The sequence below is a fragment of the Streptomyces sp. PSU-S4-23 genome, from assembly GCF_055632315.1.
This window is the reverse complement of sequence record NZ_JBVMUU010000002.1, coordinates 5,599,483-5,624,986: the sequence shown is the minus strand read 5'-3', so window position 1 is coordinate 5,624,986 and position 25,504 is coordinate 5,599,483. Positions and strand designations below refer to the sequence as shown.

Annotated in this window: 22 protein-coding genes; 9 read left to right on the top strand and 13 right to left on the bottom strand. The window is 70.9% G+C overall.

Annotated elements, in window-relative coordinates; all coding sequences use genetic code 11:
* Nucleotides 1-9 precede the first annotated feature (9 nt).
* Nucleotides 10-1,113: a LysR family transcriptional regulator gene (locus ACZ79I_RS25820; RefSeq protein WP_471499849.1), complete on the bottom strand. Its 1,104-nt coding sequence runs from the start codon at nt 1,111-1,113 to the stop codon at nt 10-12.
* A gap of 391 nt (nt 1,114-1,504) precedes the next feature.
* Between ACZ79I_RS25820 and ACZ79I_RS25815 the strand changes: the two genes are divergently transcribed.
* The 9 genes from ACZ79I_RS25815 to ACZ79I_RS25775 all read left to right on the top strand — a co-directional run bounded on the left by ACZ79I_RS25815 (nt 1,505) and on the right by ACZ79I_RS25775 (nt 13,007).
* A complete protein-coding gene (locus tag ACZ79I_RS25815) occupies nt 1,505-2,041 on the top strand; it encodes an ATP-binding protein (protein ID WP_471499848.1) in 537 nt (178 codons plus the stop codon).
* A complete protein-coding gene (locus tag ACZ79I_RS25810; RefSeq protein WP_471499847.1) occupies nt 2,038-3,501 on the top strand; it encodes an aminopeptidase P family protein in 1,464 nt (487 codons plus the stop codon). The genes ACZ79I_RS25815 and ACZ79I_RS25810 overlap by 4 nt, the downstream gene beginning before the upstream one ends.
* A 112-nt stretch (nt 3,502-3,613) precedes the next feature.
* Nucleotides 3,614-4,321 carry a GntR family transcriptional regulator gene (locus tag ACZ79I_RS25805; RefSeq protein ID WP_471499846.1) on the top strand — a complete coding sequence of 236 codons (708 nt, stop codon included), beginning with the start codon at nt 3,614-3,616 and terminating at the stop codon, nt 4,319-4,321.
* 241 nt (nt 4,322-4,562) lie between these two features.
* Nucleotides 4,563-6,305 carry an ABC transporter substrate-binding protein gene (locus tag ACZ79I_RS25800; protein WP_471499845.1) on the top strand — a complete coding sequence of 581 codons (1,743 nt, stop codon included), beginning with the start codon at nt 4,563-4,565 and terminating at the stop codon, nt 6,303-6,305.
* A 12-nt stretch (nt 6,306-6,317) separates the two neighbouring features.
* Complete coding sequence (locus ACZ79I_RS25795) at nt 6,318-7,262, top strand: ABC transporter permease (protein WP_471499844.1); 945 nt, start codon at nt 6,318-6,320, stop codon at nt 7,260-7,262.
* A complete protein-coding gene (locus ACZ79I_RS25790) occupies nt 7,259-8,245 on the top strand; it encodes an ABC transporter permease (protein ID WP_471499843.1) in 987 nt (328 codons plus the stop codon). Before ACZ79I_RS25795 ends, ACZ79I_RS25790 begins: the two co-directional genes overlap by 4 nt.
* A gap of 2 nt (nt 8,246-8,247) precedes the next feature.
* Nucleotides 8,248-9,309 (top strand): ABC transporter ATP-binding protein, encoded by a 1,062-nt coding sequence (locus tag ACZ79I_RS25785; protein WP_471499842.1) that lies wholly within the window; start codon nt 8,248-8,250, stop codon nt 9,307-9,309.
* Complete coding sequence (locus ACZ79I_RS25780; RefSeq protein ID WP_471499841.1) at nt 9,306-10,319, top strand: ABC transporter ATP-binding protein; 1,014 nt, start codon at nt 9,306-9,308, stop codon at nt 10,317-10,319. Before ACZ79I_RS25785 ends, ACZ79I_RS25780 begins: the two co-directional genes overlap by 4 nt.
* Nucleotides 10,320-10,655: 336 nt before the next feature.
* Nucleotides 10,656-13,007: a M9 family metallopeptidase gene (locus ACZ79I_RS25775; RefSeq protein WP_471499840.1), complete on the top strand. Its 2,352-nt coding sequence runs from the start codon at nt 10,656-10,658 to the stop codon at nt 13,005-13,007.
* 450 nt (nt 13,008-13,457) lie between these two features.
* Here ACZ79I_RS25775 and ACZ79I_RS25770 read toward each other — a convergent pair whose 3' ends face one another.
* The 12 genes from ACZ79I_RS25770 to ACZ79I_RS25715 form a co-directional block, all read right to left on the bottom strand.
* Nucleotides 13,458-14,390 (bottom strand): ornithine cyclodeaminase family protein, encoded by a 933-nt coding sequence (locus ACZ79I_RS25770; RefSeq protein WP_471499839.1) that lies wholly within the window; start codon nt 14,388-14,390, stop codon nt 13,458-13,460.
* A complete protein-coding gene (locus ACZ79I_RS25765) occupies nt 14,387-15,433 on the bottom strand; it encodes a proline racemase family protein (RefSeq protein WP_471499838.1) in 1,047 nt (348 codons plus the stop codon). The genes ACZ79I_RS25770 and ACZ79I_RS25765 overlap by 4 nt, the downstream gene beginning before the upstream one ends.
* Before the next feature lie 17 nt (nt 15,434-15,450).
* The gene (locus tag ACZ79I_RS25760) at nt 15,451-16,164 is read right to left on the bottom strand and encodes an ABC transporter ATP-binding protein (protein WP_471499837.1); all 714 of its coding nucleotides are present in this window, start codon (nt 16,162-16,164) and stop codon (nt 15,451-15,453) included.
* A complete protein-coding gene (locus ACZ79I_RS25755; RefSeq protein WP_471499836.1) occupies nt 16,161-17,000 on the bottom strand; it encodes an ABC transporter ATP-binding protein in 840 nt (279 codons plus the stop codon). The genes ACZ79I_RS25760 and ACZ79I_RS25755 overlap by 4 nt, the downstream gene beginning before the upstream one ends.
* Nucleotides 16,997-18,097 carry a branched-chain amino acid ABC transporter permease gene (locus ACZ79I_RS25750; protein WP_471499835.1) on the bottom strand — a complete coding sequence of 367 codons (1,101 nt, stop codon included), beginning with the start codon at nt 18,095-18,097 and terminating at the stop codon, nt 16,997-16,999. Before ACZ79I_RS25750 ends, ACZ79I_RS25755 begins: the two co-directional genes overlap by 4 nt.
* Nucleotides 18,097-18,996, bottom strand: a complete 900-nt coding sequence (locus ACZ79I_RS25745) for a branched-chain amino acid ABC transporter permease (protein ID WP_471499834.1) — start codon at nt 18,994-18,996, stop codon at nt 18,097-18,099. The genes ACZ79I_RS25750 and ACZ79I_RS25745 overlap by 1 nt, the downstream gene beginning before the upstream one ends.
* Nucleotides 18,997-19,072: 76 nt before the next feature.
* Nucleotides 19,073-20,221 carry a branched-chain amino acid ABC transporter substrate-binding protein gene (locus tag ACZ79I_RS25740; protein ID WP_471499833.1) on the bottom strand — a complete coding sequence of 383 codons (1,149 nt, stop codon included), beginning with the start codon at nt 20,219-20,221 and terminating at the stop codon, nt 19,073-19,075.
* Between the two features lie 427 nt (nt 20,222-20,648).
* Nucleotides 20,649-21,650 (bottom strand): proline racemase family protein, encoded by a 1,002-nt coding sequence (locus ACZ79I_RS25735; RefSeq protein ID WP_471499832.1) that lies wholly within the window; start codon nt 21,648-21,650, stop codon nt 20,649-20,651.
* A gap of 2 nt (nt 21,651-21,652) precedes the next feature.
* A complete protein-coding gene (locus ACZ79I_RS25730) occupies nt 21,653-22,549 on the bottom strand; it encodes a dihydrodipicolinate synthase family protein (RefSeq protein WP_471499831.1) in 897 nt (298 codons plus the stop codon).
* A 45-nt stretch (nt 22,550-22,594) separates the two neighbouring features.
* Nucleotides 22,595-24,013, bottom strand: a complete 1,419-nt coding sequence (locus tag ACZ79I_RS25725; protein WP_471499830.1) for an FAD-dependent oxidoreductase — start codon at nt 24,011-24,013, stop codon at nt 22,595-22,597.
* On the bottom strand, nt 24,006-24,260 hold the full coding sequence (locus ACZ79I_RS25720; protein ID WP_471499829.1) for a (2Fe-2S)-binding protein: 255 nt from the start codon (nt 24,258-24,260) through the stop codon (nt 24,006-24,008). Before ACZ79I_RS25720 ends, ACZ79I_RS25725 begins: the two co-directional genes overlap by 8 nt.
* Nucleotides 24,257-25,417, bottom strand: coding sequence for an NAD(P)/FAD-dependent oxidoreductase (locus ACZ79I_RS25715; RefSeq protein WP_471505217.1), 1,161 nt, complete (start codon nt 25,415-25,417; stop codon nt 24,257-24,259). The genes ACZ79I_RS25720 and ACZ79I_RS25715 overlap by 4 nt, the downstream gene beginning before the upstream one ends.
* Nucleotides 25,418-25,504 lie beyond the last annotated feature (87 nt).

Genomic DNA, 25,504 nt, shown 5'->3' with positions numbered 1-25,504 from the left:
GTCAGGTGCTCAGTGCCGTGACCGCGTGGCGCCGGCGCCGGGCCGGCCAGGCTGCGGCCGCGAGGGGGCGTCCGCCCCGGCGGATGCCCTTCTCGCTGCGGATGCGGGCGCGTTCCCTGCGCTGCGGGGCCCGGACGGCGGTGGGCCGAGCCCGTCCGGTGAACGTGCGGTCGGATAGGCGCGAGTCACCCACTTCTGAAGGTGCGGGGCCCGAGCCAGGAGGTTGCGGTAGACGCGGCCGGCGTGGTGATGCAGAGCCTCGGCCACGGACGCCTCGACGGCCTCTCGACGCCAGATGAACAGATGCCGCTGCCACAGGGGGTCCCCCGCCAGCGGCTTGACCAGTACCCCGTCGATGGGACGCACGGTGGGCTGGACGGCGGTCACCCCCAGGCCCTTGGCGATCATCGACTGCAACTGGTCGAGTACGTGGAACTCGTGTGTGCCGGCGGGCGTGAAACCCGCGGCCTGGCAGGCGTCGTAGAAGGCACCGGGCCAGCCCACCCCGTCGTCGGGGGCGACGAACCAGGTGTCCTCGGACAACTCCTCCAGCGGGACCTCGACGCGGTGCGCCAGCGGATGGTCCGCGTGCATGGCCACGAAGATCGGGACGGTGTTGATGGCACGGTGCGCCACCGCGGAGGAGTGCCGCACCGGCAGTCCGGGATAGTCGACGCCCAGCGCGGCGTCGAGTTCGCCGGCCTCCAGAAGCCTGAGGAGTTCACCGGTGGCGTACACGCTGCAGACGGAGACCCTGAGGTGCGGGCAGGCATCGCGGAGGGTGTCCAGCAGCGTCGGCACCACCGGTGTGTTGGTGACGCCGAGCCGGAGCGTACCGGCCGCCGCGGTCGGGCAGCCCAGGTGCCGTCGTCCGAGGGCATCGGCGCGAACCAGGACCTCGCGGGCCTGGCTCACGACTTCCGCACCGTAGGCGGTCAGCTCCACGCCCGTCCTCCTGCGGACGAACAGGCCCTCGCCGAGCAGCCGCTCGATGCGGCGCAGCTGTGTACTCAGCGCGGGCTGGGTGAATCCGAGCGCGGCCGCTGCCCGCCCGACGCTCCCGGAGTCCGCGATCGCGCACAGCACACGCAGATGGCGCAGCTCCAGTTCCATCGGTGCACCTCGCTGTGTCTCGCTGTATGGCGGAAACGGGGGTCCATTATGCGCGGGGGCACGGTAGGTGCGGCGTTCGGTGATGTCGCGTTCCCGGGGTGGGTGTGCACCCGGCGGGCGACGGCCAGCCGTACGGCCCGGACGGCGCGGGGGCACGGCGCCGGACGTTATGCCCGGCGCGCTGGTTCTCTTATGCCGCCGCCCGTTGTCCCGGTGACGTCGCCCGTGGAAATCTCCGTTGCGCGTCCTGTCCCGCCGAGGTGGAGCGGGTCCGCCCCCGAGACTCCTGCCTCCCCGTGGCCCACCGTCCGCCGCGAGGAACGGGTCGTGCGCTGCGGCGGCCCCGACTTCCGCTGAACGCCGGAGCGCCCCATCTCCGAGGAGAGACACCATGCCCCACACCCAGGTCCGCTTCACCATCGAGGCGACGGCGGCCGCGGTGCACAGCGCCCGCCGCCGCATCACGGCGACGGTGCGGTCCTGGGGTACACCTCTCGACGACGAGCTGTCCTTCCAGCTCGAACTGGTGGCTTCGGAGCTGCTCACCGACGGCCTCCTGACCGCGGCCGGCCCCATGACCGTGGAGGCGACCCTGGAGCGGGACTTCCTCGTCCTCGGAGTACTCGGACCCCTCCATCCCCTCCATGGCAACTCGCCGCTGCCGCAGTCCTGTGCGGCGGATCCCGGCGGCGAGGGCCGACGCGGCCTGGCGCTCATCGAGGCGCTCTGTCTCTTCCACGGCACCCGCCACATCGCTCTCGGCACATACCGCTGGGCAGTGCTTGCCCTGCCGACGGCGCTCGGGAGCACTGCCGACGGGACAACAGGCGGCACTCGGGACGGCGGTTGCCCGGAAGACGATGTGCGCTGGTCGATCACCCCCACCGGAGCAAGGCTGCTGAAGAGACTGCTTCCGGCGATGCAATGACCGATCCGATTCAGGAGAAGACGGTGGCTGAGGAGCCGGACGAAAACAGGCAGAGGAAGAACGGCCTCTACGGAAAGGTGAGCCCCGAACTCGCCGAGAACATGAAACAGGGCTGGGCGGACACCGAACGCCGAGGTCTCGATCCCATTGCGCAGGCGGCGCACACCGCGCGTCGCCGGGCCGAGCTGTCCGCGCGTTTTCCCGGCGAATTGCTGGTGATCCCGGCCGGCATTCCGAAGGTCCGCTCCAACGACTCGCCCTACTCCTTCCGGCCGTCCTCGGACTACGTCTATCTGACCGGTGACCAGTCCCCGAACGGCGTGCTGGTCCTGGAACCCGGTCCGGGCGGCGAGCACCGGGCGACCGTCTGTCTGCCCCCGCGTTCGGACCGCGAGAACGGCGAGTTCTGGCTCGACTACCACGGCGAGCTCTGGGACGGGCGCCGCAACAGCCTCGCGGAGAACGAGCAGTTGCTCGGACTGCCCTGCCGCGATGTCCGCACACTCGCCGGCCGGCTCGGTGCGGCCACCGGCCCGGTCCGCCTGCTGCGGGGCCACGACCCGGGCGTCGACGCCGCTCTCGGCGGGAGGGCGACGGCCGAGCGCGACGAGGAGTTCCGCGCGGCCCTTGCCGAGATGCGCCTGGTCAAGGACGAGTTCGAGATCGCCGATCTCCGCTTCGCCTGCGATGCCACCGCCCGCGGCTTCGAGGACGTCGTCCGCCGCCTCGGCACCGCCGCACCGACTTCCGAGCGCCTCATCGAGGGGACGTTCTGGACGCGCGCACGGATCGATGGCAATGACGTCGGCTATGCGTCGATCTGCGCGGCGGGATCTCACGCCACGACCCTGCACTGGGTCCGCAACGACGGCCAGGCCCGCCCGGGTGATCTCCTGCTGCTCGACGCCGGGGTGGAGACCCGTAACCTCTACACGGCCGACGTCACGCGCACTCTGCCCGTCGACGGCCGCTTCACCCCGGTCCAGCGCAAGGTCTACGAAGCGGTGTACGCGGCGCAGGAGGCCGGCATCGCCGCGGTCAAGCCGGGTGCCGCGTACCGCGACTTCCACGATGCCGCTCAGCGGGTCCTGGCCGAGCACCTGGCCGCCTGGGGCCTGTTCGGGGACCGGCCGGCGAACGAGGCCCATGAACTCGGACTGCAGCGCCGCTGGACCCTGGCCGGCACCGGTCACATGCTCGGCCTGGACGTCCACGACTGCGCCAAGGCCCCGACCGCGGCGTATGTGGACGGCGCACTGGAGCCGGGCATGGTGCTCACCGTCGAGCCGGGCATCTACTTCCAGCCCGACGACCTGACCGTTCCCGAGGAGTACCGCGGCATCGGCGTACGGATCGAGGACGACATCCTGGTGACCGGGGAAGGCAACGAGAACCTCTCGGCCGGCCTGCCACGGGAGGCGGACGACGTGGAGGCATGGATGGCCCGGCTGCGCGGCTGACGTCTGTCGAACCGATACCACGGCCGGAGGCGCCTGATCGCCCCGGATCCGCCAAAGCAACGTGACATTGTATAGTGGGAGGTCATTGGGCTGGGCACACGGAGGAGCGAAGATGCGTCATCTCAAACCGCAGGTGATCTCCGTCCAGACCCATCTGCGCGATCAGGTCGCCAATGCGCTCCGTGTCGCCCTCATAGCCGGCGAGCTTCGTCCGGGTGTCATCTACTCCGCCCCCACCCTGGCGGCGGAACTCGGCGTCTCCGCCACCCCGGTGCGCGAGGCCATGCTGGACCTGGCCAGGGAGGGCCTGGTCGAAGCGGTGCGCAACAAGGGGTTCCGCATCACGGAGATGACCGACCAGGACCTCGACGACTTCACCGAGATCCGCACCCTGATCGAGGTCCCCACCGTGGGCCGCGTCGCCGCGACGGCGAGCGCCGAGCAGTTGGAGGCTCTGCGTCCGCTGGCGCAGCAGATCGTCACGGCCGCCCAGGAACACGACGTTCTCAAGTACCTCGAAGCCGATCACCGGTTCCATCTGGAGCTGCTGGCCCTGGCCGGCAACCACCATCTCGTGGCGGTGGTGTCCGACCTGCGCAAGCGCTCACGCCTGTTCGGGCTGGGCAGCCTGAACGAGACGGGGCGTCTGGTCGCGTCCGCCAAGGAGCACGTCGAACTCCTCGACCTGATGGCGGCCGGCCAGGTTCAGGAGGCGGAGAACTGCATGCGCCGCCATCTCTCACACGTCCGCACCCTGTGGGCGGACGGCCCGGAGGACGCCCAGGAACACGGACCGGCTCTTCGGCCCGTCAGCCGGTAGGTTTTTCCGGCCCCGGGGAGTACTGGCGCGCCACCTGGCGACCGCCTCTTCGAGGCCGGATCCGCCGCGTACCCGAAATCCCGGCAGGCGCCGGCCCGAGTTTGCGGCCGATGACGCACGGGGCGGGACACAGCCAGGTAAAGAGATGGCATAACGCTTGGCTATAAAATTTCACATTACTATGTTACCGGTCACACCTCATGGCGTGGGGTCGATCCATCCCGCCGAGCAAGGAGTGGCAATGTCCCGTCAGAGTCGTGCTCTGTCCGCCTCGTTGAGTGCCTCATGCGCACTGGCCCTGCTGGGGGCCTGTACGAGCCAGGGCGGTGATGACGCCGGAAAGCACCAGCAGCCCGGTGTTTCCACCGGAACGGTCATCGGCGGCACCCCCGGGAAGGGCGGCACCCTCACCGTGCTGTCCAACCAGGACTTCGGTCACCTGGACCCGGCCCGCAACTGGGTGATGCCGACCATGGACTTCGGCATCCGCCTGCTCTACCGCACGCTGACCACGTTCAAGGCCGCGCCGGGCGACCAGGGCAGTGAAATCGTCCCCGATCTCGCCACCGACCTGGGCACGCCCTCCAACGGCGGCCGGACCTGGACGTTCACGCTCAAGCCCGGCCTGAAGTACGAGGACGGCACCCCGGTCAGGGCCCAGGACATCAAGTACAACGTCGAGCGTTCCTTCGCCCCGGACCTGGCCGGAGGCCCCGACTACGCCCAGCGGTACCTGGCCGGCACCGAGGGCTACACCGGGCCGTTGCAGGGCAGGCACCTGGACTCGATCAGGACTCCCGACGACCGCACCATCGTCTTCTCGCTGCGCCGGCCGGTCGCCGAGTTCTCCTCCACGGTCACGCTGCCCACCTTCTCCCCCGTGCCCGAGTCCCGGGAGAAGGGCGTCCAGTACGACCTGCGCCCGTTCTCCTCCGGGCCGTACAAGATCGAAAGCTATGCGCGGGGCAAGAGGCTGGTACTGGTCCGCAACCCGCACTGGGACGCGTCCACGGACACGGTGCGCAGGGCCTACCCCGACCGGATCGTGGTGCAGCAGGGCCTGAAAGGCGGTCAGATCGACGACCGCATCATCGCCAGCGAGGGTGCCGACGCCTCCGCCGTCGAGTGGTCCGACATGCAGCCGTCCAGCATCCCCAAGGTGCTGCCCCGGCCGGAGGTCAGGAAGAGACTCTCCGCCGAGCGGACCGGCTGCACCGACATGCTCGCCCTGAACACCTCCCGACCGCCGTTCGACAACCTGAAGCTGCGTCAGTCGATGCAGTACGCGGTCGACAGGTCGGCCCAGGTGACCGCCGGCGGCGGTCCCGCCCTCAACGACGTCGCCACCGGCTACCTCCCGCCGGCGCTCACCGGCGGGCGCCGAGCGGGCTTCCCCTACGGGCGGTCGGCCACCGGCGATGTGCAGAAGGCCAGGAAGCTCCTCGCCGAGGGCGGCAAGCCCGGTGGCTTCTCCACGACGATCACGGTGTCGACGGGCGACAAGACCCGGGCCGAGGCACTCCAGCAGAGCCTGTCCGAGGTCGGCGTCCGCCTGCAGATACAGACCGTCGACCCCTCGGTCTACTACGACGTGATCGGCGACACCGAGCACGCCCCGGACATGGCCATCAGCGGCTGGTGCCCCGACTACCCCTCGGGTTCCACCTTTCTGCCCTTCGTGTTCGACGGCCGGACCATCAAGGAGAAGGGCAACCAGGGCAATGTGTCCCAGTTCCGGGACGCGGCGGTGGAGAAGCGTATGGACGAGATCGCCGCGATGTCCGACACGGCGAGCGCCAACCAGGCCTGGATCGACCTCGATCCGGTCATCCAGCGCAAGTCGCCGGCCGTTCCGCTGCTGTGGAAGCGCAAGCCCCTGCTGGCCGGCGACAACATCGCCGGCGCCTTCGGCCATCCCGCCTGGACCGGCCAGTTCGACTTCGCCGTGATCGGTCTGAAGGACCCGTCCAGGAGCAAGGGCTGAGGACGCGCCGTCATGACCACCACGCTGCACACCACCGCGCGCACCGGCCCGTCCGCCCTGCCCGGGAACCCGTTACTGACCACCTTGCGCAAGCTGTGGGGGAACCGGGGCGACAGGCTCGCCCTGGTCGCCGTCGCACTGCTGGTGCTGATCGCGCTGAGCGCCCCGCTGCTCAGCCGGCTGGGCGGCTGGTCACCCACCGCCTTCGACGGTGACGCCATCGACCCCTACCTCGGTGGCATGCCCCGCGGGCCGCTCGGCGGCATCGGGGCCGAGCACTGGCTCGGGGTGGAACCCGCCACCGGCCGCGACCTGTTCGCGCGCGTGGTCCACGGAGCCCGGGTCTCGCTGCTGATCGCGTTCGCCGCCACCTCGATCGTCGTCGTGGCGGGGACCGCGGCAGGCATCGCGGCCGGCTACTTCGGGGGCCGCGTGGACACCGTGCTGAGCCGGCTCATGGATCTGACGATGTCCTTCCCCTCGCTCATCTTCATGATCGCCATGATGTCGGTGGCGCAGGACGTCAACCGGGTCCTGCTGATGACCGCCGTCATCGGAGCCTTCGGCTGGCCCGGCATCGCCCGCGTGGTACGCGGTGAAGCCCTCTCCCTGCGCCACCGCGAGTACGTCGAGGCGGCCCGCGTGGCCGGCTCGCGGCCGTGGCGCATCCTGACCCGGGAGATCCTGCCCAACATCGCCGGCCCCGTCATCGCCTACACCACGCTGCTGATCCCCGGCATGATCAGCACAGAGGCGGCGCTGAGCTTCCTCGGGGTGGGCGTCCGCCCGCCGGCCTCCTCCTGGGGCCAGATGATCGCCGAGGCCGTCGCCTACTACGAGACGGACCCCATGTACTTCTTCCTCCCGAGCGCTTTCCTCTTCGTCGCGGTGCTGGCCTTCACGGTGCTGGGCGACGCCCTGCGCGACATCCTCGATCCCCAGGGAGGGCGCCCGTGATCGCCTACCTGGCCCGCAGATGCCTCGGCGTGGCCGGTGTGCTGCTCGCCGTCTGCGCCGTCACCTTCGTCGTCTTCTACCTCCTGCCCGCCGACCCGGCCGCAGCCGCCTGCGGCAAGACATGCAGCCCGGAGCGGCTGGCGGAGGTGCGTCACTACATGGGTCTCGACCAGCCGGTGTGGCGCCAGTTCGGCGACTACCTCGTCGGCATCTTCGCCGGGCGGGACCTGGGCAGCGGACCGCATGCGCTGCACTGCGGATTCCCGTGCCTGGGCTACTCCTACGACAACGCCCTGCCGGTGTGGGACCTGCTGACGGACCGTCTGCCCGTCTCCGCCTCGCTCGCCCTCGGCGCCGCCTGCATGTGGCTCGTGCTGGGGGTGGGCGCCGGGGTGACCGCCGCGCTGAAGAAGGGCGGGCCGCTCGACCGGACGCTGATGGTCGGTGCCGTCGCAACGGCCTCTCTCCCCGTCTACTTCACCGCCGTCATGCTCATCTACGGCCTGGTCCGCGTCGGCGGCCTGCTGCCCTACCCCACCTACACCCCGCTCACCGGTGACCCACTGGGATGGGCGGCAAACCTGCTGCTGCCCTGGACCGCGCTGGCGCTGCTCTACGCCGCGATGTACGCCCGCCAGACCCGCAGCTCCATGATCGAGGCCATGGCCCAGCCCTACATCCGCACCGCCAGAGCGAAGGGCATGCCCGGACACATCGTGGTGGCCAAACACGGTCTGCGCTCCGCCATGATGCCGGTGCTCACCATCTTCGGCATGGACCTCGGCGCCCTGCTCGCCGGAGCCGTCATCACCGAGTCCGTCTTCGGCATCCCCGGCGTGGGCCGGCTCTTCTACGACGCCCTGCAACGCTCGGACCAGCCCGTCGTACTGGGTGTCACGCTCCTGGCCGCCTTCTTCATCGTCGTGGCGAACGTCGTCATCGACCTGTTGTACGCCGTCGTCGACCCGAGGGTGAGGAGCTAGCCGTGCGGTCCACCACCGAAACCTACGCGCCACTGCTGCGCGTACGCGATCTGCGCGTCCGGTTCGACACCCCGGCCGGGAGCGTGCGGGCGGTCGACGGGATCTCCTTCACCGTCGAGGCCGGCCGCACCCTGGGGCTGGTCGGCGAGTCCGGGTCCGGCAAGTCGGTCACGTCGATGGCCGTCATGGGCCTGCACGGGCGAGCCCGGGTCAGCGGCTCGATCGCGCTGGCCGGGCGGGAACTCCTCTCCCTGACCGACCGTCAGCTCAGTCGGCTGCGCGGCCGGCGCATGGCCATGGTCTTCCAGGACCCACTGTCCGCGCTGCACCCCGCCTACACGGTCGGCGAGCAGATCGCCGAGGCACACCGCCGCCACTTCGGAACCGGCCGCCGGGCGGCCCGCCGGAAGGCCGTGGACATGCTCGGCGAAGTCGGCATCCCCGAACCGGCCCGCAGGGCGAGGGAGTACCCCCACCACTTCTCCGGCGGCATGCGCCAGAGAGCCGTGATCGCCATGGCGCTGTCCTGCGAACCCGATCTGCTCATCGCCGACGAGCCCACCACGGCCCTCGACGTCACCGTGCAGGCCCAGATCCTCGAACTCATCGCCCGGCTCCAGCAGCAGCGGCACCTGGGCGTCCTGATGATCACCCATGACCTGGGCGTGGTGGCCCGCGTCGCCCACGACGTGCTCGTCATGTACGGCGGACGCGCCGCCGAACAGGCCCCCGTCGACGACCTGTTCCGGCAGCCCGCCCATCCCTACACCCGCGGCCTGCTCGACTCCCTGCCGCGGCTGGACGACCCCGGCGACGCCCCGCTGCGCGCCATACCGGGAAGCCCGCCCTCGCTCGCGGCGCCGATACCCGGATGCGCCTTCGCGCCGCGCTGCCCCCGCGCGGCCGAAGCCGACGAGGCCGCCCGCCTCCGCTGCGCCGGCGAGCGGCCCGCGCCCGCGTACTACGCACCGGGCCGGCTGGTCGCCTGCCACCTGCCCCTGGGCGTCTCCACGGGCTCCACGCCCGGCAACCGCACCCGGACCGCGGCCGAGGAGGCTCGATGACCCACCCGGACGCCCCGGCCCCCGCGCAGCGGACCGGCGGTGTGCTGCTCTCCGTGCGCGACCTGACCAAGACGTTCCCCGGCCGGCGCCGGCTCGGCCGTCCCGCCGCCCCCGTACGGGCGGTCGACGGGGTGAGCTTCGACCTGGCGGCAGGCGAGACACTGGGACTGGTCGGCGAGTCCGGATGCGGCAAGTCCACCACCGGCCGGATGCTCGTACGGCTGCTGGAGCCGACCGCCGGCACCATCGCCTTCGACGACCAGGACATCACCCGCGTCCCGCAACGCCGGCTGAGACCGACACGGCGGCACCTGCAGATGATCTTCCAGGACCCGTACGCGTCCCTCAACCCCCGGCAGACCGCCGCCCGTATCATCTCCGAGCCGCTGCTGATCCAGGGCAGCTCCGCCCTGGCCGCACGCCGCAAGGCGGCGGAACTGCTGGACCTGGTGGGCCTGGACCCGGAACACCTGGACCGCCACCCACACCAGTTCTCCGGCGGCCAGGCCCAGCGCATCGGCATCGCCCGCGCGCTGGCCACCGGCCCCCGGCTCATCGTCGCCGACGAACCCGTTTCCGCGCTCGACGTCTCCGTGCAGGCCCAGATCGTCAACCTGCTGGAGCGCCTGCAACGCGAACTCGGCCTCGCCCTCCTCTTCATCGCCCACGACCTGTCGGTCGTCAAGCGGATATGCGACCGGGTGGCGGTGATGTACCTCGGCCGCATCGTCGAAGCCGGTGACAAGCAAGACGTGTACGGAACGCCGGCCCACCCGTACACCCGGGCACTGCTCTCCGCCGTCCCGCTGCCCGACCCCGTCGCGGAGCGCCGCCGCGAACGCATCGTGCTGCCGGGCGATCCGCCGAGCCCGGCCGCGCCGCCCGACGGCTGCGCCTTCCATCCACGGTGCCCCAAGGCGCAGGAGATCTGCCGTACCCGGCGGCCCGCTCTGGCGGCCGTCGGGTACGGGACCCGGAAGGCGGCCTGCCACTTCCCGGAGACCGTCTGACAGGAACGGCCGGCTTCCATGAGCCGGGGGACGCAGGCAGGGGTGGGGCCGGACTTCCGGACCCCACCCCTCTGCGCCCACTCACCAGGTCCTTTGCCCGCGGCGAGTCCAACGCCCCGCTCATGTACGCCGATTGGCACCCCCAGTTCCGCCGGACGACTTCCCTGAGACATGTCACGTGTGCAATGGTACATGGTACAAGTCGTGGTCATGTCAATCCTGCAAGGGTCGCACCGTCGTGCCCCGTCCAGGTCGGCGGCGTCAGCCCTCGCGATCCACGACCCCCATCCCCCATCGGCCACGCACCGCGTGGTCCGAACCCGCATGGGAGGCATAGTGAGAAAATCGCTGGTCCGACGAAGTCTGGGCGCGGTGCTGCCGCTGGCCGTGACCTTCGCGATGGGCACAGGCTTGCTGGCGCAGCCGGCCGGCGCTGAGACCGGAACCCCCGTGTCCGCCGCACACGCCACGGGCGCAGGCGGGAAGCACTCCGGTCCTCCGCCGGTGGCGCAGTCCGCCACCGCCGAGACCGAGCACGTCGGCAAGGGACGCCTGAAGGCGTCCGAACTCCCGCCGCTGGGAGCGAGCAAGGACGCGCTCAAGGAGCCCTACGGCCGGCCCGAGAAACTGCCGGTCCGGCCCTCCATGTCGTTGAAGACACCGGGCGAGGCGGCAGCCGGGAAGAACACTCCCACCGCCGCGGCCGCGTGCAGCGTCCCCGACTTCACCAGCCGCACCGGCAGCGCCCTGGTGACGCAGATCAAGGCGTCCACCACCGACTGCGTCAACTCGCTGTTCAGCCTGACCGGCACCGACGCCCACTACGCGTTCAGCGAGTCGCAGATGACCACCGTCGCCTACGCCCTGCGCGACGGCTCGTCGTCCTACCCCGGCAACGGCACCACCGGTATGCCGCAGCTGGTGCTCTACCTGCGCGCCGGCTACTACGTCCACTGGTACAACGCCACCGACGTGGGCACCTACGGCACCACCCTGCAGACGGCCGTCCGCGCCGCCCTGGACGCCTTCTTCGCCAGCCCGCACTCCGGCGACGTCTCCGACGCCAACGGTGAGACCCTGGCCGAGGCCGTCACCCTGATCGACAGCTCCGAGGAGAACGCCCGCTACATCTACGTCGTCAAGCGGCTGCTGGCGGACTACAACTCCTCCTGGAACACCTCCTGGTGGATGCTCAACGCGCTCAACAACGTCTACACCGTGACGTTCCGCGGCCACCAGGTGCCCGCGTTCGTCAGCGCCGTCGAGTCCGACCCCGGCCTGATCGACTCGCTGTACGACTTCGCGACCGGCCACCTCTCGCTCCTGGGCACCGGCCAGTCCTACCTCACGTCCAACGCCGGACGTGAACTCGGCAGGTTCCTCCAGGACTCAGCGCTGCGGCCGAAGGTCCGCCCGATGGCCGCCGGCCTGCTGACGTCCAGCTCGATCACCGGCACCACCGCCCCGCTCTGGGTCGGCGTGGCCGAGATGACCGACTACTACGACAAGACCAACTGCTCCTACTACGGCACCTGCAACCTGCAGTCACAGCTGGCGAGTTCGGTGCTGACGGTGACCTACCCGTGCAGCTCCAGCATCACCATCAAGGCCCAGCAGATGACGTCGAGTGAGCTGTCCTGGGCCTGCAACAGCCTGCGCAGCCAGGACGCCTACTTCCACAACGTGGTCAAGGACAACGGCCCGGTCGCCAACGACAACAACAGCACCATCGAGGTCGTCGTCTTCGACTCCAGCACCGACTACCAGACCTATGCCGGTGCCATGTACGGGATCGACACCAACAACGGCGGCATGTACCTGGAGGGAGACCCGGCGGCCGCCGGCAACCAGCCCCGCTTCATCGCCTACGAGGCCGAGTGGCTGCGTCCGGACTTCCAGATCTGGAACCTCAACCACGAGTACACCCACTACCTCGACGGCCGGTTCGACATGTACGGCGACTTCAACGCCGGCATCACCACGCCGACCGTGTGGTGGATCGAGGGCTTCGCGGAGTACATCTCCTACTCCTACCGCGGTGTCACCTACAACGAGGCCATGACCGAGGCCGGCTACGGCACGTACAGCCTGAGCACGCTGTTCGACACCACGTACAGCAACGACACCACGCGGATCTACCGCTGGGGCTACCTCGCCTCCCGGTACATGCTGGAGAACCACCCCTCCGACATGACCACGGTGCTCGGCTACTACCGCACCGGTAACTGGAACGCGGCCCGCAGCTACCTCACCGGCACCATCGGCACCCGCTACGACAGCGACTTCCGCACCTGGCTGGCCGGCTGCGCGGCGGGCAGCTGCAGCGGCGGTGGTGGCGGTGGCGGTGGCGGCACCATGACCGAGTGCACCGCCTCGGACACTCGGGTGCTGGACCGCAACTGCCGGCGCAGCGACCGGACCGCCGCCACCGGCGACAACGACTACCTCTACATCTACCTGCCGGCCGGCGTGTCCCAGCTGAAGATCACCACGTCCGGCGGCACCGGTGACGCCGACCTCTACTACGACAGCGGCAGCTGGGCCACCAGCACCAGCTACACCAGCCGTTCGGCCGGTGCGGGCAACAGCCACACCCTGACCATCACCAACCCTCCGGCCGGTTACAACTACATCACCCTCTACGCGAACCAGAGCTTCTCCGGGGTGACCGTCTCCACCCAGTACTGACCGGTCGGCACACCGGTGCCGACCCCCTCACGGCCGGGGCGGCTCCCCCCGCCCCGGCCGTGCCACAGGCACCATCGCCGGCACGCGCGCGACAACGCCCGGAACACACCGGCGCTCAGCGCCTCGCAGCAGGCCGCCGCCACTCAACTCGCCGCGGACCAGCACGTCTCCGCCCAGGGAGCACAGCGGCGGGTGCTCCGGCAGAACCGTCTCGCAGACGTCGCCACCGCACCGCGCAAGCAGTTGGGCTCCCGCTTCGGCGGCGCCTGGATCGACCAGAAGCACGGCGGCAGGCAACGAGCCGATCAGCCGTGCGCTGCCGGACCGGGGAGTCACGCTGCTGTCCGGCTGAGCGCGCCCCGCGCCCGGGCAGACCACCGGCGCCCGTGCCCCCTGGGACCGTGCTGCGAGCAGGCCCGGGGCGCACGGCGTTTCCCCGCTCGCCCCGGCTCATGCCCGCCTGCCCGCCTGGCGGTACACCTCGACGGCCACCACCAGGTCCTCCCACGCCATCCCGCTCGTCTTCACGACCATCGGACGATCGGCGGGGACCATCGCTCCCGAGCCGAGCAGATCGGCCATGGTCACCAGCGACCCCGGGTCGAGCCTGCCCTCCCGCACCGCGAGGACGACGTCTCCGGCCTCACGGAGCGCGACGTCGCGGCTCTCGACGACGACCGTCGCGCGTCCCATGAGCACACCGTCGAGCTCACGCGCGGACGGCTCATGGGAGCCGACGGCCAGCACGACCGCCGAGTCGCGCACGAGGTGCCCGTCGACGACCGGTGCGCGGGCCGAGGTCGCGGTGACGACGACGTCCGCGTCGCGGACGCGGCCGGCGACCTCCGTGCGGCCCGCCGCCAGGTGGCGGTCCGCCCATGCCGGGGTCGCACCGCCGCGACGCGTGACGGCCGTGACATCGGCGACCGGTGTGTGCGCCCTGATCGTGCGCACATGGCCCTCGCCCTGCGGGCCCGCGCCGAAGACCACGAGCCGCAGTCCGCCGGGGCGGGAGCCCGCGAGAGCCCGCAGCCGGTCGAGACAGGCCGCGACCGCGACCGCGGGCGTGCGCAAGGTCGTCAGCGCGACCCCGTCGAGGATCGCGGCGGGCGTCAGCGTCTCGCTGTCGTGCAGGAGGTAGGTCGCGTTGATCCGTCGCAGGCCACGCGCGGCATTGCCGGGAGCGACGGTCGCGACCTTCACCCCGAACCAGCCGCCGGCCTCCGACGGCATGAGCAGCCCCTGGCCGTGGGCCAGGGGGAGGACGGTGCGCGGCACGTCGCCGTCCGGATCGAGCCCCTCGGCCAGGGCGTCACGGATCGCGGCGACAGCGGCGAGGGGACCGAGCGCGAAGACGTCATCGGCGTCGAGTGTCACGCTCATCGCAGCACGAACCCGGGAAGGAGCGTGTCGCGGGGATCGACGGTGAACCGGCAGGTCCCGACGGCATGGGCGGTGCCCGTCACCGCCGTGACGACCGCAGGGACGCCGTGGGCCGTGGTCCGTTCCGTGATCCGTGCCCGGAACACGGAGCCCACCACGGACTCGTGCCGCAACTCGTCCCCTGGGCGCAGTTCCCCGCTGTCGGCGAGAAGGGCGACCCTGGCCGACGTGCCCGAGCCGCACGGGGAGCGGTCGACCTGGCCGTCGGCGAACACGGCGATGTTGCGCTGGTGCAGCCGCCGGCCGCCGTCGGCGCCGAGCCGCGGGGAGCGCACCTCCTCGGTGAGGACCGTCCCGTAGATCCCGGACAGCCGGGCGTCCGCTGGGTGCTCGGCGGCACCGGCGTCGTTGAGCGCGTCGCGGATCTCCCGTCCCACCGCGATGAGTTGTGTGACGTCCTCCGGCCGGACCCGCAGACCGACCGCCGCGGCCGGCAGCACGGCGTACATCGCGCCGCCGAAGGCGATGTCGACGGTGACCGTCCCCCGGGAGGTCACGACGTCGGCGCCGCGGGCGTGCACGTGGGCGGCGACGTTCGTGAACGTGACGTCCTCGACCAGGCCCCCGCGGGTGCGGACGCTCGCCGTGACCCGCCCGGAGGGGACGTCGACCACGACGTCCGTCATCCCGTCGGCGGGGGCGGGGACCAGGCCCGAGGCGACCGCCCAGGCTCCCAGGGCGATCGTGCCGTGTCCGCAGGCCGTGGAGAACCCGTCCCTGTGCCAGAAGAGGACGCCGAGGTGGGCTCCGGCATCGTCCGGGGGGACGAGGAAGCCGCCGTACATGCCCGCGTGACCGCGTGGTTCGCCGCACAGCAGCGCCCGCGTCCACCGGGCTTCGTCGCTCTCCATCGCGACGAGGCGGCGCTCGGCCACGGTGAGCCCGTCACGGGTCACCGCGGCGGGGCTGTCCGGCACGATGCGGAACGGTTCACCGCCGGTGTGCCAGTCGATCGTCCCGATCGGTTCCGTCCTCGTCGTCATCCGCCTCGTCATCCGTGTCACCCTCCCAGGTATGCCTCGACGACCTGCGGGTCGGCGCGCAGTCCGGCGGCCGAACCGGTCACCGTCACGCGGCCGGAGTCGATGACGTAGCCGCGGTGGGCGATCTTCAGCGCGGCCCGTGCGTTCTGCTCGATGAGCAGGACCGACGTACCCGCCCGGTTGATCGACACGATGGCGTCCATGACCTGGGCGACGACCAGCGGCGCCAGACCCATCGACGGTTCGTCGAGCATGATCAGCCGGGGCCCGGCGACCATGGCCCGGCCGATCGCCAGCATCTGCTGCTCACCGCCGGAGAGGGTGCCGCCCTGCTGGTCGCGGCGCTCGGCCATCCGCGGGAACAGTTCGTAGACCCGCTCGATCCGCTTGCGGACCGACGCGCCGTCACGCACGGTGTAGCCGCCGAGCTGGAGGTTCTCGTGCACGGTCAGCCGGGAGAAGATCCGCCGGCCCTCGGGCACGTGCACGATCCCGCGCTCGACGATCGACCAGGGGGTCGCCGCCGTGATGTCCTCCCCGAACGCCGTGACGGAACCGGCCCGGGACCGCACCACGCCGGAGATCGTCGACACCGTCGTCGACTTGCCGGCGCCGTTGTTGCCCAGCAGGGCGACGATCTCGTTCTCGCCGACGGTCAGGTCGAGGCCCCGCAGGGCCTCCACCTTGCCGTAGGCGACGTCGAGACCCTTGATGTCGAGAACCGTGTTCACCACTCCACCTCCGCCGTGCCGCCCGGACCCGCCTCGGCCGCGATGCGCTCGGCCTCCGCGTGCGCCTCCTCGTCCTCCGCGCCCAGGTAGGCCTCGATGACCGCCGGGTCCGACCGGATCGCCGCCGGGGTGCCGTCGGCGATCTCCCTGCCGTGGCTCAGGACGACGACCCGTTCGGACACCTGCATGACCAGGCCCATGTCGTGCTCGATCAGCACCACCGCGATCCCGAGAGCGGCGATACGCCGCATCAGGTCGAGCAGCCGTGTCTTCTCCCGGTGGTTGAGTCCGGCCGCGGGCTCGTCGAGCAGGAGCATCCGGGGCTCGCGGGCCAGCGCCCGGGCGATCTCGACGCGCCGCTGCTCGCCGTACGGGAGGTTGCGGATCTGCGCGGTCCGGTCGTACTCCAGCCCGACGAAGTCGAGCCACCTGTGCGCCTCGTCGGTGGCCGCGTCCTCGGTGCGCCGGTAGCGGGGCGTGTGCAGCATCGCGTCGAGGAAGTTCTGCTTGATGCGGACATGCATGCCCGCCCGCACGTTGTCCAGCACGGTCAGCTCCCCGAAGAGCCGGAGGTTCTGGAACGTGCGCGCGATCCCGCTCGCGGCGATCACGGCCGGCCGTTTCCCGGTGACGTCGGTGCCGTCGAACGTCACCGAGCCCGCGGACGGCTTGTAGAAGCCCGTGATGCAGTTGAACGCGCTCGTCTTGCCGGCACCGTTCGGGCCGATGACCGAGAGCACCTCACCCTCGCGGACCGAGAACGTCAGGCCGTCGACGGCGCGTACTCCGCCGAACGAGACCGCCATGTTCCTCACATCGAGGAGCACCTTGCTCACGACGCACCTTCCTGTGCTCGGCGTCCGCGCCGCCCGGGTTCGCCTGTGCGGGCCGGCAGCAGTCCCTGCGGACGGAAGATCATGACGACGATCAGCAGCAGACCGAAGATGAGATAGCGCCAGTTCTCGGCGCCGCGCAGCAACTCGGGCAGGAGTGAGATCACCAGGGCTCCGACGACGACGCCCGGGACCGATCCCATGCCGCCGAGGACGACGGCCATCAGGATGAGCGCGGACCACAGGAAGTTGAAGCTCGGCGGCGAGATCGCCGTCTGGTGCGCCGCGAACAGCACGCCCGCGATGCCGCCGAAGACGGCGCCGGCGATGTAGGCCGCGAACTTCACCTTGTAGGTGTGGATGCCCATCGCCTCGGCGGCGTCCTCGTCCTCGCGGACGAAGCGCCACGCCCGGCCGATCCGGCCGCGTCCGAGCCGGCTGGAGAACAGCACGGCGGCGATGACGAGGACCGCCGTGATCCAGTAGAGCGCGATGTCGGCGCGCAGGCCGAAGTCACCGAAGTCGGGGATGCCGTAGATGCCGTTCGGCCCGCCGGTGAAGCCGAGGTTGTTCGCCGTGATGCGGATGATCTCACCGAAACCGAGGGTGACGATGGCCAGGTAGTCGCTGCGCAGCCGAAGCGTCGGCCCGCCGATGACCAGTCCGCCGACGACCGCGGCGACCACGACCACGGGAACGGTCGCGATCAGCGGCCACCCGAATCTCGTCGACAGCAGTCCCGAGGTGTACGCCCCGATCGCGAAGAACGCGGCGTACCCGAGGTCGAGCAGTCCGCAGTAGCCGACCACGATGTTCAGCCCGACCGCGAGCATCACGAAGATGAGCGCGTCCACCGCGATCTGGATGACGTACGTGCTGGAGTCGAGGTACGGCAGGGCCAGCGCGGCGACCGCCACGCCGAAGCCGAGCCGTCTGCTCGCCAGGACGCCCGACACCGCCTCCGCGACGGCCCCACGGCCCGTCCTCGGGGTCCCGACTCCCTTGCCGGCGAGCGCGACGTTCGCGGGTGCGCGCTCCTCCACCGCCCTGACGTACGCCGAGGCGTCCTCGGCGGGGCGCGGGGTGGACTCGTCGTTCATCACACACGCTCCGTGACACGCTCGCCGAGCAGCCCCGTGGGGCGCACGGTCAGGAAGAGGATGAGGAAGCCGAACGCGAAGACGTCACGCCACTCACTGCCGAGGTAGGCGACGGAGAACGACTCCAGCAGACCGAGCACGATCGCGCCGAGAACGGCTCCGCGCAGGTTGCCGATGCCGCCGATGACCGCCGCGGTGAACGCCTTGAGTCCGATCACGAAGCCCATCAGAAAGTCGATCTTCCCGTAGTAGGCACCGGCCATGACGCCGGCTGCGCCGGCGAGCGCCGACCCGAGGAAGAAGGTCCGTGCGATGACCCGGTCGACGTTGACCCCCATGAGCAGGCAGGCCCTGGGGTCCTGCGCGATGGCGCGCATCGCACGGCCCGAACGGGTCTTCCGGACCAGGGTGTCGAGGGCGGCCATGAGCAGGACGGCGATCGCCGTCATCGCCGCCTGCGCGTAGGTGATCCGTGCGCCGAAGAGGTCAAGGGTGCCGCCGTCGACGCCGATCTGGTAGACCTCCGGGTTCGGGCCGAAGGCGACGGCGATGCCGTACTCGAGCGCGAAGCTCGCGCCGACGGCGGTGATGAGGACGGACAGCCTGGGCGCACTGCGCAGCGGGCGGTAGGCCACCCGCTCCAGGACCATGCCGAGGATGCCGGTCGTGACCATCGCGACGACCATGACGGCGATGAGCGCGACGAACCCGCCGCCCAGCGCACCGGCACCGACGCTGAGCACGGTGAAACCGGCGAACGCGCCGAGCATGTAGAGGTCGCCGTGGGCGAAGTTGAGCAGTTTGATGATCCCGTAGACCATCGAGTAGCCGAGCGCGACCAGGGCGTAGAACGAGCCGACGAACAGGCCGCTGAGCACGAGTTGGATGAAGTGGTCCATGTGGGTTTCCCGGTGCGTGAGGGCGAGCGGCGACACGCGGGTGGCCGGCCGGCGTCCGCCGACCACCCGGCCGGCGTCACCTGTTCAGGACGAAGTCGTCGTCCTTGACGACGAGGATGTCGAAGCCGCCCCCGCTCAGCGTGTGCTGGACGGTGAACTTCAGCGGGCCCGAAAAGATCTTGAAGCCGTCGATCCGCGCAAGCGCCTCGGCCAGGTCCTTGCCGTCGGTGGAACCGGCCTTCCTGACCGCCTCCGCGGCGACACGCACGGCGTCGTAGGACTGTGTCGAGTACGGGCCGGGCTCGGAGCCGAACTTCTTCTTGTACTTGGCGACCCACGACTGACCGTCGGGGATGGTCTGCGGCGTCTGGGTCATCGTGGCGAACACGCCCTGCGCGTTCTTCCGGCCCGCGATCTTGATCAGTTTGCCGTCGACGGAGCCGTCCGCGACCATGATCCCGCCCTTGTACCCGGCGGCCCTGAGCTGCTTGATGAGCAGTCCGCCCTCCTGGTAGTAGCCGGTCCAGTAGACGAAGTCCGCCTTCGAGTCCAGCACGGCGTTGACGGCTCCGGAGTAGTCCGACTCTCCCGCGGTCACGGACTGGCGGCTTGCGACCTTGACGCCGGCCAGCGCCAGCTGGTCCCCGGTGCGCGCGGTGATGTCGGTGGAGTACGACGTGTTGTCGTCGATCAGGGCGACACCCCTGCCGGCTTCCGCCTTGATGAACTCCGACGCCGCCTCGGCCTGCTGAATACCGGTGCCGTTGATCAGGAAGACGTTCCCCCGCCGCTCCTTCAGCAGGTCGGCGGAGTTGGCCGCCGGGATGATCACCGGTATGTGCGCCCTGTCGAAGATGCCGAGCGTCGGCAGGGTCGCCGACGAACAGTAGCCGCCGACGGAGACGACGATGCCGGCGCTGACGAGCTTGGCGGCTCCCGCGGCGGCCGTCTTCGGGTCGCACGCCTCGTCCTCGACCGTGAGGGAGAGCTTACGGCCGTCGACCCCGCCCCTGGCGTTGATCTCGTCGACAGCGAGCTGGGCACCGTCCTTCATGTACGGGCCGATGGCCGCCGAACTGCCGGTCAGCGGCGTGAGCATGCCGAGCTTGATGGTGCCCGAGTCGCTGCTTCGTGAACCGTCCTGGGTGAGATCACCGCATGCGGTGAGGGTGAGCCCGAGTGCCATGGCTGCCGCCGCCATGGTTCCGCGACGCATAGTGGTCATGCCTTACTCCGTCTCGCGTGGTCCGCCGACGGGCGGATCATCCGGTGGCCGGGGTTGCTCCCCGGCTGTGGCAATGCGACGCCCCTCTGCAAGGTGTGACATTGCACGGATAGTCGTTCGCCGTTCGCACGGGCGGAGAGCCGCGCGGCACTTGTGATGGACGCGCAACTCGCCCTGCGCTCCCGTCGTGCGCACGTTCCGCGCTGTGCGAATCGGGCGGACGGGAAGGGGTTCTCGCGGATTCGGAGCCCACCGGAACTCGTGATGGACGCATGACTCCGACCGCACAATGCCACGCATTTGTAATGTGTGACATTGCACAGACAATAGCGGTTGGTGCCGTGGGGCGGGAGACCTGCCGGGCCCCGTGATGGATGTGTGACTTTTCGGCCATCCCGTATGCCGCGCCGGCGGCATACGAGGTCTCTCAGAGGGTGAAGCCGGCCGGGTAGGGGTCCGAGGGATCGAGCATGTACTGCGCGGTTCCGGTGATCCAGGCGCGTCCGGTGACGGAGGGCAGGATGCCGGGCCGGCCCCCGACCGTCGTCTCGCCGCGTACGCGCCCGACGAACCGGGAGCCGATGAACGACTCGTTGACGAAGTCCTGCCCGACCGTCAGCTGCCCTCGTGCGTGCAGCTGCGCCATGCGGGCACTGGTACCCGTGCCGCAGGGCGACCGGTCGAACCAGCCCGGGTGGATCGCCATGGCGTGCCGGGAGTGCTCCGCGGTCGATCCGGGGGCCTCCAGGTACACGTGGTGGCACACATTGATCTCGGGATTCTCCGGGTGGGCCACCGGGTTCTGCGTGTTGATCGCGGTCATGAGGGACAGCCCGGCGTCGAGCAGCCGCTGCTTCTCGGCCCGGTCGAAGGGGATGCCGAGGTCCTCCAGCCGGACGATGGCGTAGAAGTTTCCGCCGTAGGCGATGTCGTACCGCACCGGCCCGAACCCCTCGACGTCGACGACCTGGTCGAGTGCGTGGCAGTACGACGCGACGTTCTCCAGGGTCACCGATTCGGCGCGGCCGTCACGCACCCGCACCCGGGCCGTGACCAGCCCCGCGGGTGTGTCCAGCCGGACCAGGGTCTCCGGCTCGGCGACCTCGACCATCCCCGTCTCGACCAGGACCGTCGCCACGCCGATGGTGCCGTGCCCGCACATCGGCAGGCAGCCGGAGACCTCGATGTAGAGCACGCCGTAGTCGGCGTCCGGCCGGGTCGGGGGCTGCAGGATCGCCCCGGACATCGACGCGTGGCCGCGCGGCTCGCACATGAGCAGGGTGCGCAGGTCGTCGCGTTCCGCGACGAACCGCTGCCGCCGCTCGAACATCGTCGCCCCTGGAAGGACGCCGACACCACCCGTGATCACCCGGGTCGGCATGCCCTCGGTGTGGGAGTCGACGGCGTGGTAACAGACGGCCGAACGCATCGTCAGCTCACCCCGGCGTCGATGAGGGCCTGGGTGGCGGCGCGCACGACCGCCTGCGTCTCCGGGGTGAGCGGCTGCCGCGGCGGACGGCAGGGGCCACCGCGTCGGCCGGTCATCTCCTGTCCGAGCTTGATGGCCTGGACGAACTCCGTCCTGCTGTCCCACCGCAGCACCGGGTGCAGCTGACGGTAGAGCGGCAGGGCCGTGCCGAGGTCACCGGCGACCGACGCCTCGTACAGCGCGAGGCAGGCGCGGGGGAAGACCTGCGGATAGCCGGCGACCCAGCCCTTGGCGCCGGCGACGCCGACCTCCAGAACGGTGTCGTCGGTGCCGATCATGAGGTCGAGGCCGGGCGCCAGCTCGGCGATCTCGTAGCAGCGCCGGACATCCCCGGAGAACTCCTTGACCCCGACGATGAAGCCCTCGGCGTGCAGCTTGGCCAGCAACTCCGGGCGCAGGTCGACCTTGGTGTCGATGGGGTTGTTGTACGCGGTGACGGGGAGGCCGGCGGAGGCCACCAGCTCGTAGTGTTCGAGGATCGCGCGGTCGTCGGCGCGGTAGGCGTTCGGCGGCAGGCACATGACGGCCTGGCAGCCGGCGTCCTTGGCGAACCGGGCGTGCCGCCTGGCCTCGCGACCGCCGTAGGCGCCGACACCCGGCATGACGGTGAACCCGTCCGGGGCGTTCGCGAGGGCCGTCTCGACGACGCGGTCGCGCTCCTCGTACGTCAGCGTCTGGTACTCGCCGAGCGACCCGCTCGGCGCGACACCGTGCAGCCCCTGCTCGGCGAGCCAGGCGACGCTGTCTCCGTAGGCGCCGAAGTCGATCGTGAGATCCTCGTTGAACGGCAGGCTCGTCGCCACGATGACGCCGTGCCAGGGCTTTCGGGTCTCGGTCATGAGCACTCCTTGTCGGTCTTCACTGTTGTCCGTCCTTTTCGGCGGTCATTCATCGAGCTCGGCGAGCGCACCGAGCGTGACGGGCGTCGCGACGAGACGTTCCGCGGGCACGTAGGCCCGGTTCCGTGCCGTGAGGCAGTGCACGGCCGGTCCGCACATCCGCCCCTGGCACCAGCCCATACCGGCCCGGGTCAGCTGCTTGACCTGCCGGTGATCACGTGCGCCGCCGTCGGCTACGGCGGCCCGGACCGCGCCGGCGGTCACCTCCTCGCAGCGGCACACGACGGTCTCGTCGGTCAGCCACGAGGACCATGCCCGGGGGATCGGGTGGGCAAGACCCAGTGCCCGGGCGAAGGCACGTTGTCCGGCCACCGCTGCCCGCACCGCGGCCAGGCGCCTTCTCCCCAGCACCGGCGCGGCGCCCGAATCGGTGAGGACCGACTCTGCGGCAAGGCGCCCTTCGCCCACCGCGAGTGCCGCCCCGCCCACTCCGCACGCCTCGCCCGCCGCGTAGAGCCCCGGAACGGTGGTGCGCTGCCCGTCGTCGACGGCGACGACGGCATTGCCGTCAGCCGAGTCGGTGAGTTCGCAGCCGAGGGGGACGAGCAGGTCGAGCTGCGGTGCGAAACCCCAGCCGACGCCGACGGCATCGGCCTCGACCCGTCGTTCCGTGCCCGGGCGCGGGCTGCCGTCGGGCGCCAGCGAGGCGATCCGGACCGATGTCACCCGGTCGCCGCCCTCCGCCCCGACGATCGCCGTGCGCGGGCGGACCCGGATGCCGTGGCGTGCGAGCGCGGCGGCGTACCCGGCTGCCTCGGCCCACTTGGCCGGGTTGCGCAGCAGCGGACCGGGGTGCCGCAGCCACGCCGACGGGCCGGCCGCCTCGCACACCGCGACGACCTCGGCCCCGCGCGCCGCGAGGGCGGCGGCCACCGGCAGCAGGAAGGGGCCGGTACCGCCCAGCGCCACACGGCTCCCGGCCGCGACCCCGCCGCCCTTGAGCAGTGCCTGGAGGCCGCCGACGGTGAGCACACCGGGCAGATCCCAGCCGGGGAAAGGGAGTTGGCGGTCGTAGGCGCCGGTCGCCACGAGGGCCCTCGGCGCGCGCAGGACCACCGCGGTTTCCGAGGGCGCCTCGCGCCGGTCCACCGCGTGGACCTCGAATCCGCCGTCGTCGCGGACCAGGGACCACACATGGTGCGCCAGGCGCAGATCGAGCAGTCCCGCCGCCCGGCCCGCCGACAACGCCTCGCACAGGGCGCGGTACGTGCGCAGTGCGTGATGCAGGTCCTCGGTCCGGATCAGCGATCGCGCGTGCTCCGGCGGGTGCCGCCAGAACTGGCCGCCGAGGGCCGTGCCGGAGTCCACCAGCACGACGCGCAGCCCACCGGCCAGAGCGGTGGCCGCCGCGGCCATGCCGGCCGGGCCCGCGCCCACGACGACGACGTCCGCCGACTCACTCATCGTCACCCTCCCCGGTCGTGACGGTCATGCCCGGACGGGCCGGTACCAGGCAGGCGCGCTGCCCGCCGACTCCGTCGACCGTCACAAGGCAGTCGAAGCAGACGCCGATCCCGCAGAAGACGCCGCGCGGGCGGTGCGCCACACGGGTGGTGCGCCAGGCGACCCGGCCCGCGGCCACCAGGGCCGCGGCGAGGGTCTGTCCCTCGACGAACGGCAGGGGTTCGCCATCAACGATGATCTCGCTCACTTCTGCGCACCTCCGGGGACGAGGAAGCGGTCGGGCAGCAGGCCGGTGTGCGCCGCCGGATCGGCGCCGCGCCAGGGGCGGCCGAGCAGATGGGCCGTCACGAGCGCGCCGGTCGCCGGGGCGAGACCGATCCCCGCGCCCTCGTGACCGCACGCGTGGACGACCCCCGCGACCCGCGGGTCGGGGCCGATCACCGGCAGATGGTCCGGGCAGTACGGCCGGAAGCCCCGGTAGGCGCGGATCAGATGGACTCCGCGCAGGAAGGGGAACAGCCGGCACGCCTGTGCCGCGAGCCTGGCGACCACGGCGGTGTTCATCGTCGTGTCGAAGCCGACGCGTTCCCGGCTGGCGCCGATGAGGAGCGTGCCGCCGCGTGTGCCCTCGACGACGCACGAGGTCTCCAGTCCGGCGTCGGACGAGGCGACATTGGCGACGTAGTCGGCGGAGTAGACCTTGTGCCGGACCATCGGCGGCAGCGGTTCGGTCACCAGCACGAAGCCACGGCGTGGCAGCACCTCGATGGGCGTACCGAGGCGGCGGCCGACCTCGCCTCCCCATGTCCCGGCGGCGTTGACGACGGCGTCGGCGGGCAGGACGGCGCCGGCCGTCGTCCGGATGCCCGTCACCCGGCCGTCCCGGCCCGTCACCACGGCGGCGACCTCACCCGTGTGGAGGCGCGCGCCGCGCCGCACGGCGGCACGCAGCAGCGCGACCGCCGCCAGGACCGGCTGCACCTGGGCGTCCTGCGGGTAGTGGACGCCGCCGGGAATCCCGGGAGCCAGGTGGGGTTCGAGGTCCTGCACCTGACCGATCGGTTCGATGCGGACGCCGGCCGCTTCCTGCCGCGCGGCGAACCGCCGGAGCGCCGCGAGGCCGTCGGTGGTGCTCGCGACGACCAGGCCGCCCTTGGGCTCGAGTTCGAAGGAGTCCGGCCCCAGTTCCTCGCCGGCCTCGTCCCACAGCCTGCGGCTCAGCTGCGCCAGGTCGAGTTCGGGACCGGGTTCCTTGTCGGAGAGAAGGACGTTGCCCTCCCCGCGACTCGTCGTCCCGGCACCGACGGGTCCCCGGTCGGCGACCGTGACGTCCATGCCCGCCGAGGCGGCGTGGAAGGCGCACGCGGCGCCGACGACGCCCGCGCCCACGACGACGACCTTCAGGGTCACCGACTCCTCCTCTGTGCAATGTCACATGACATTGCTTAGGCTATACACCTGATCGACCTGAAGACAACGCCGACTCCGGTG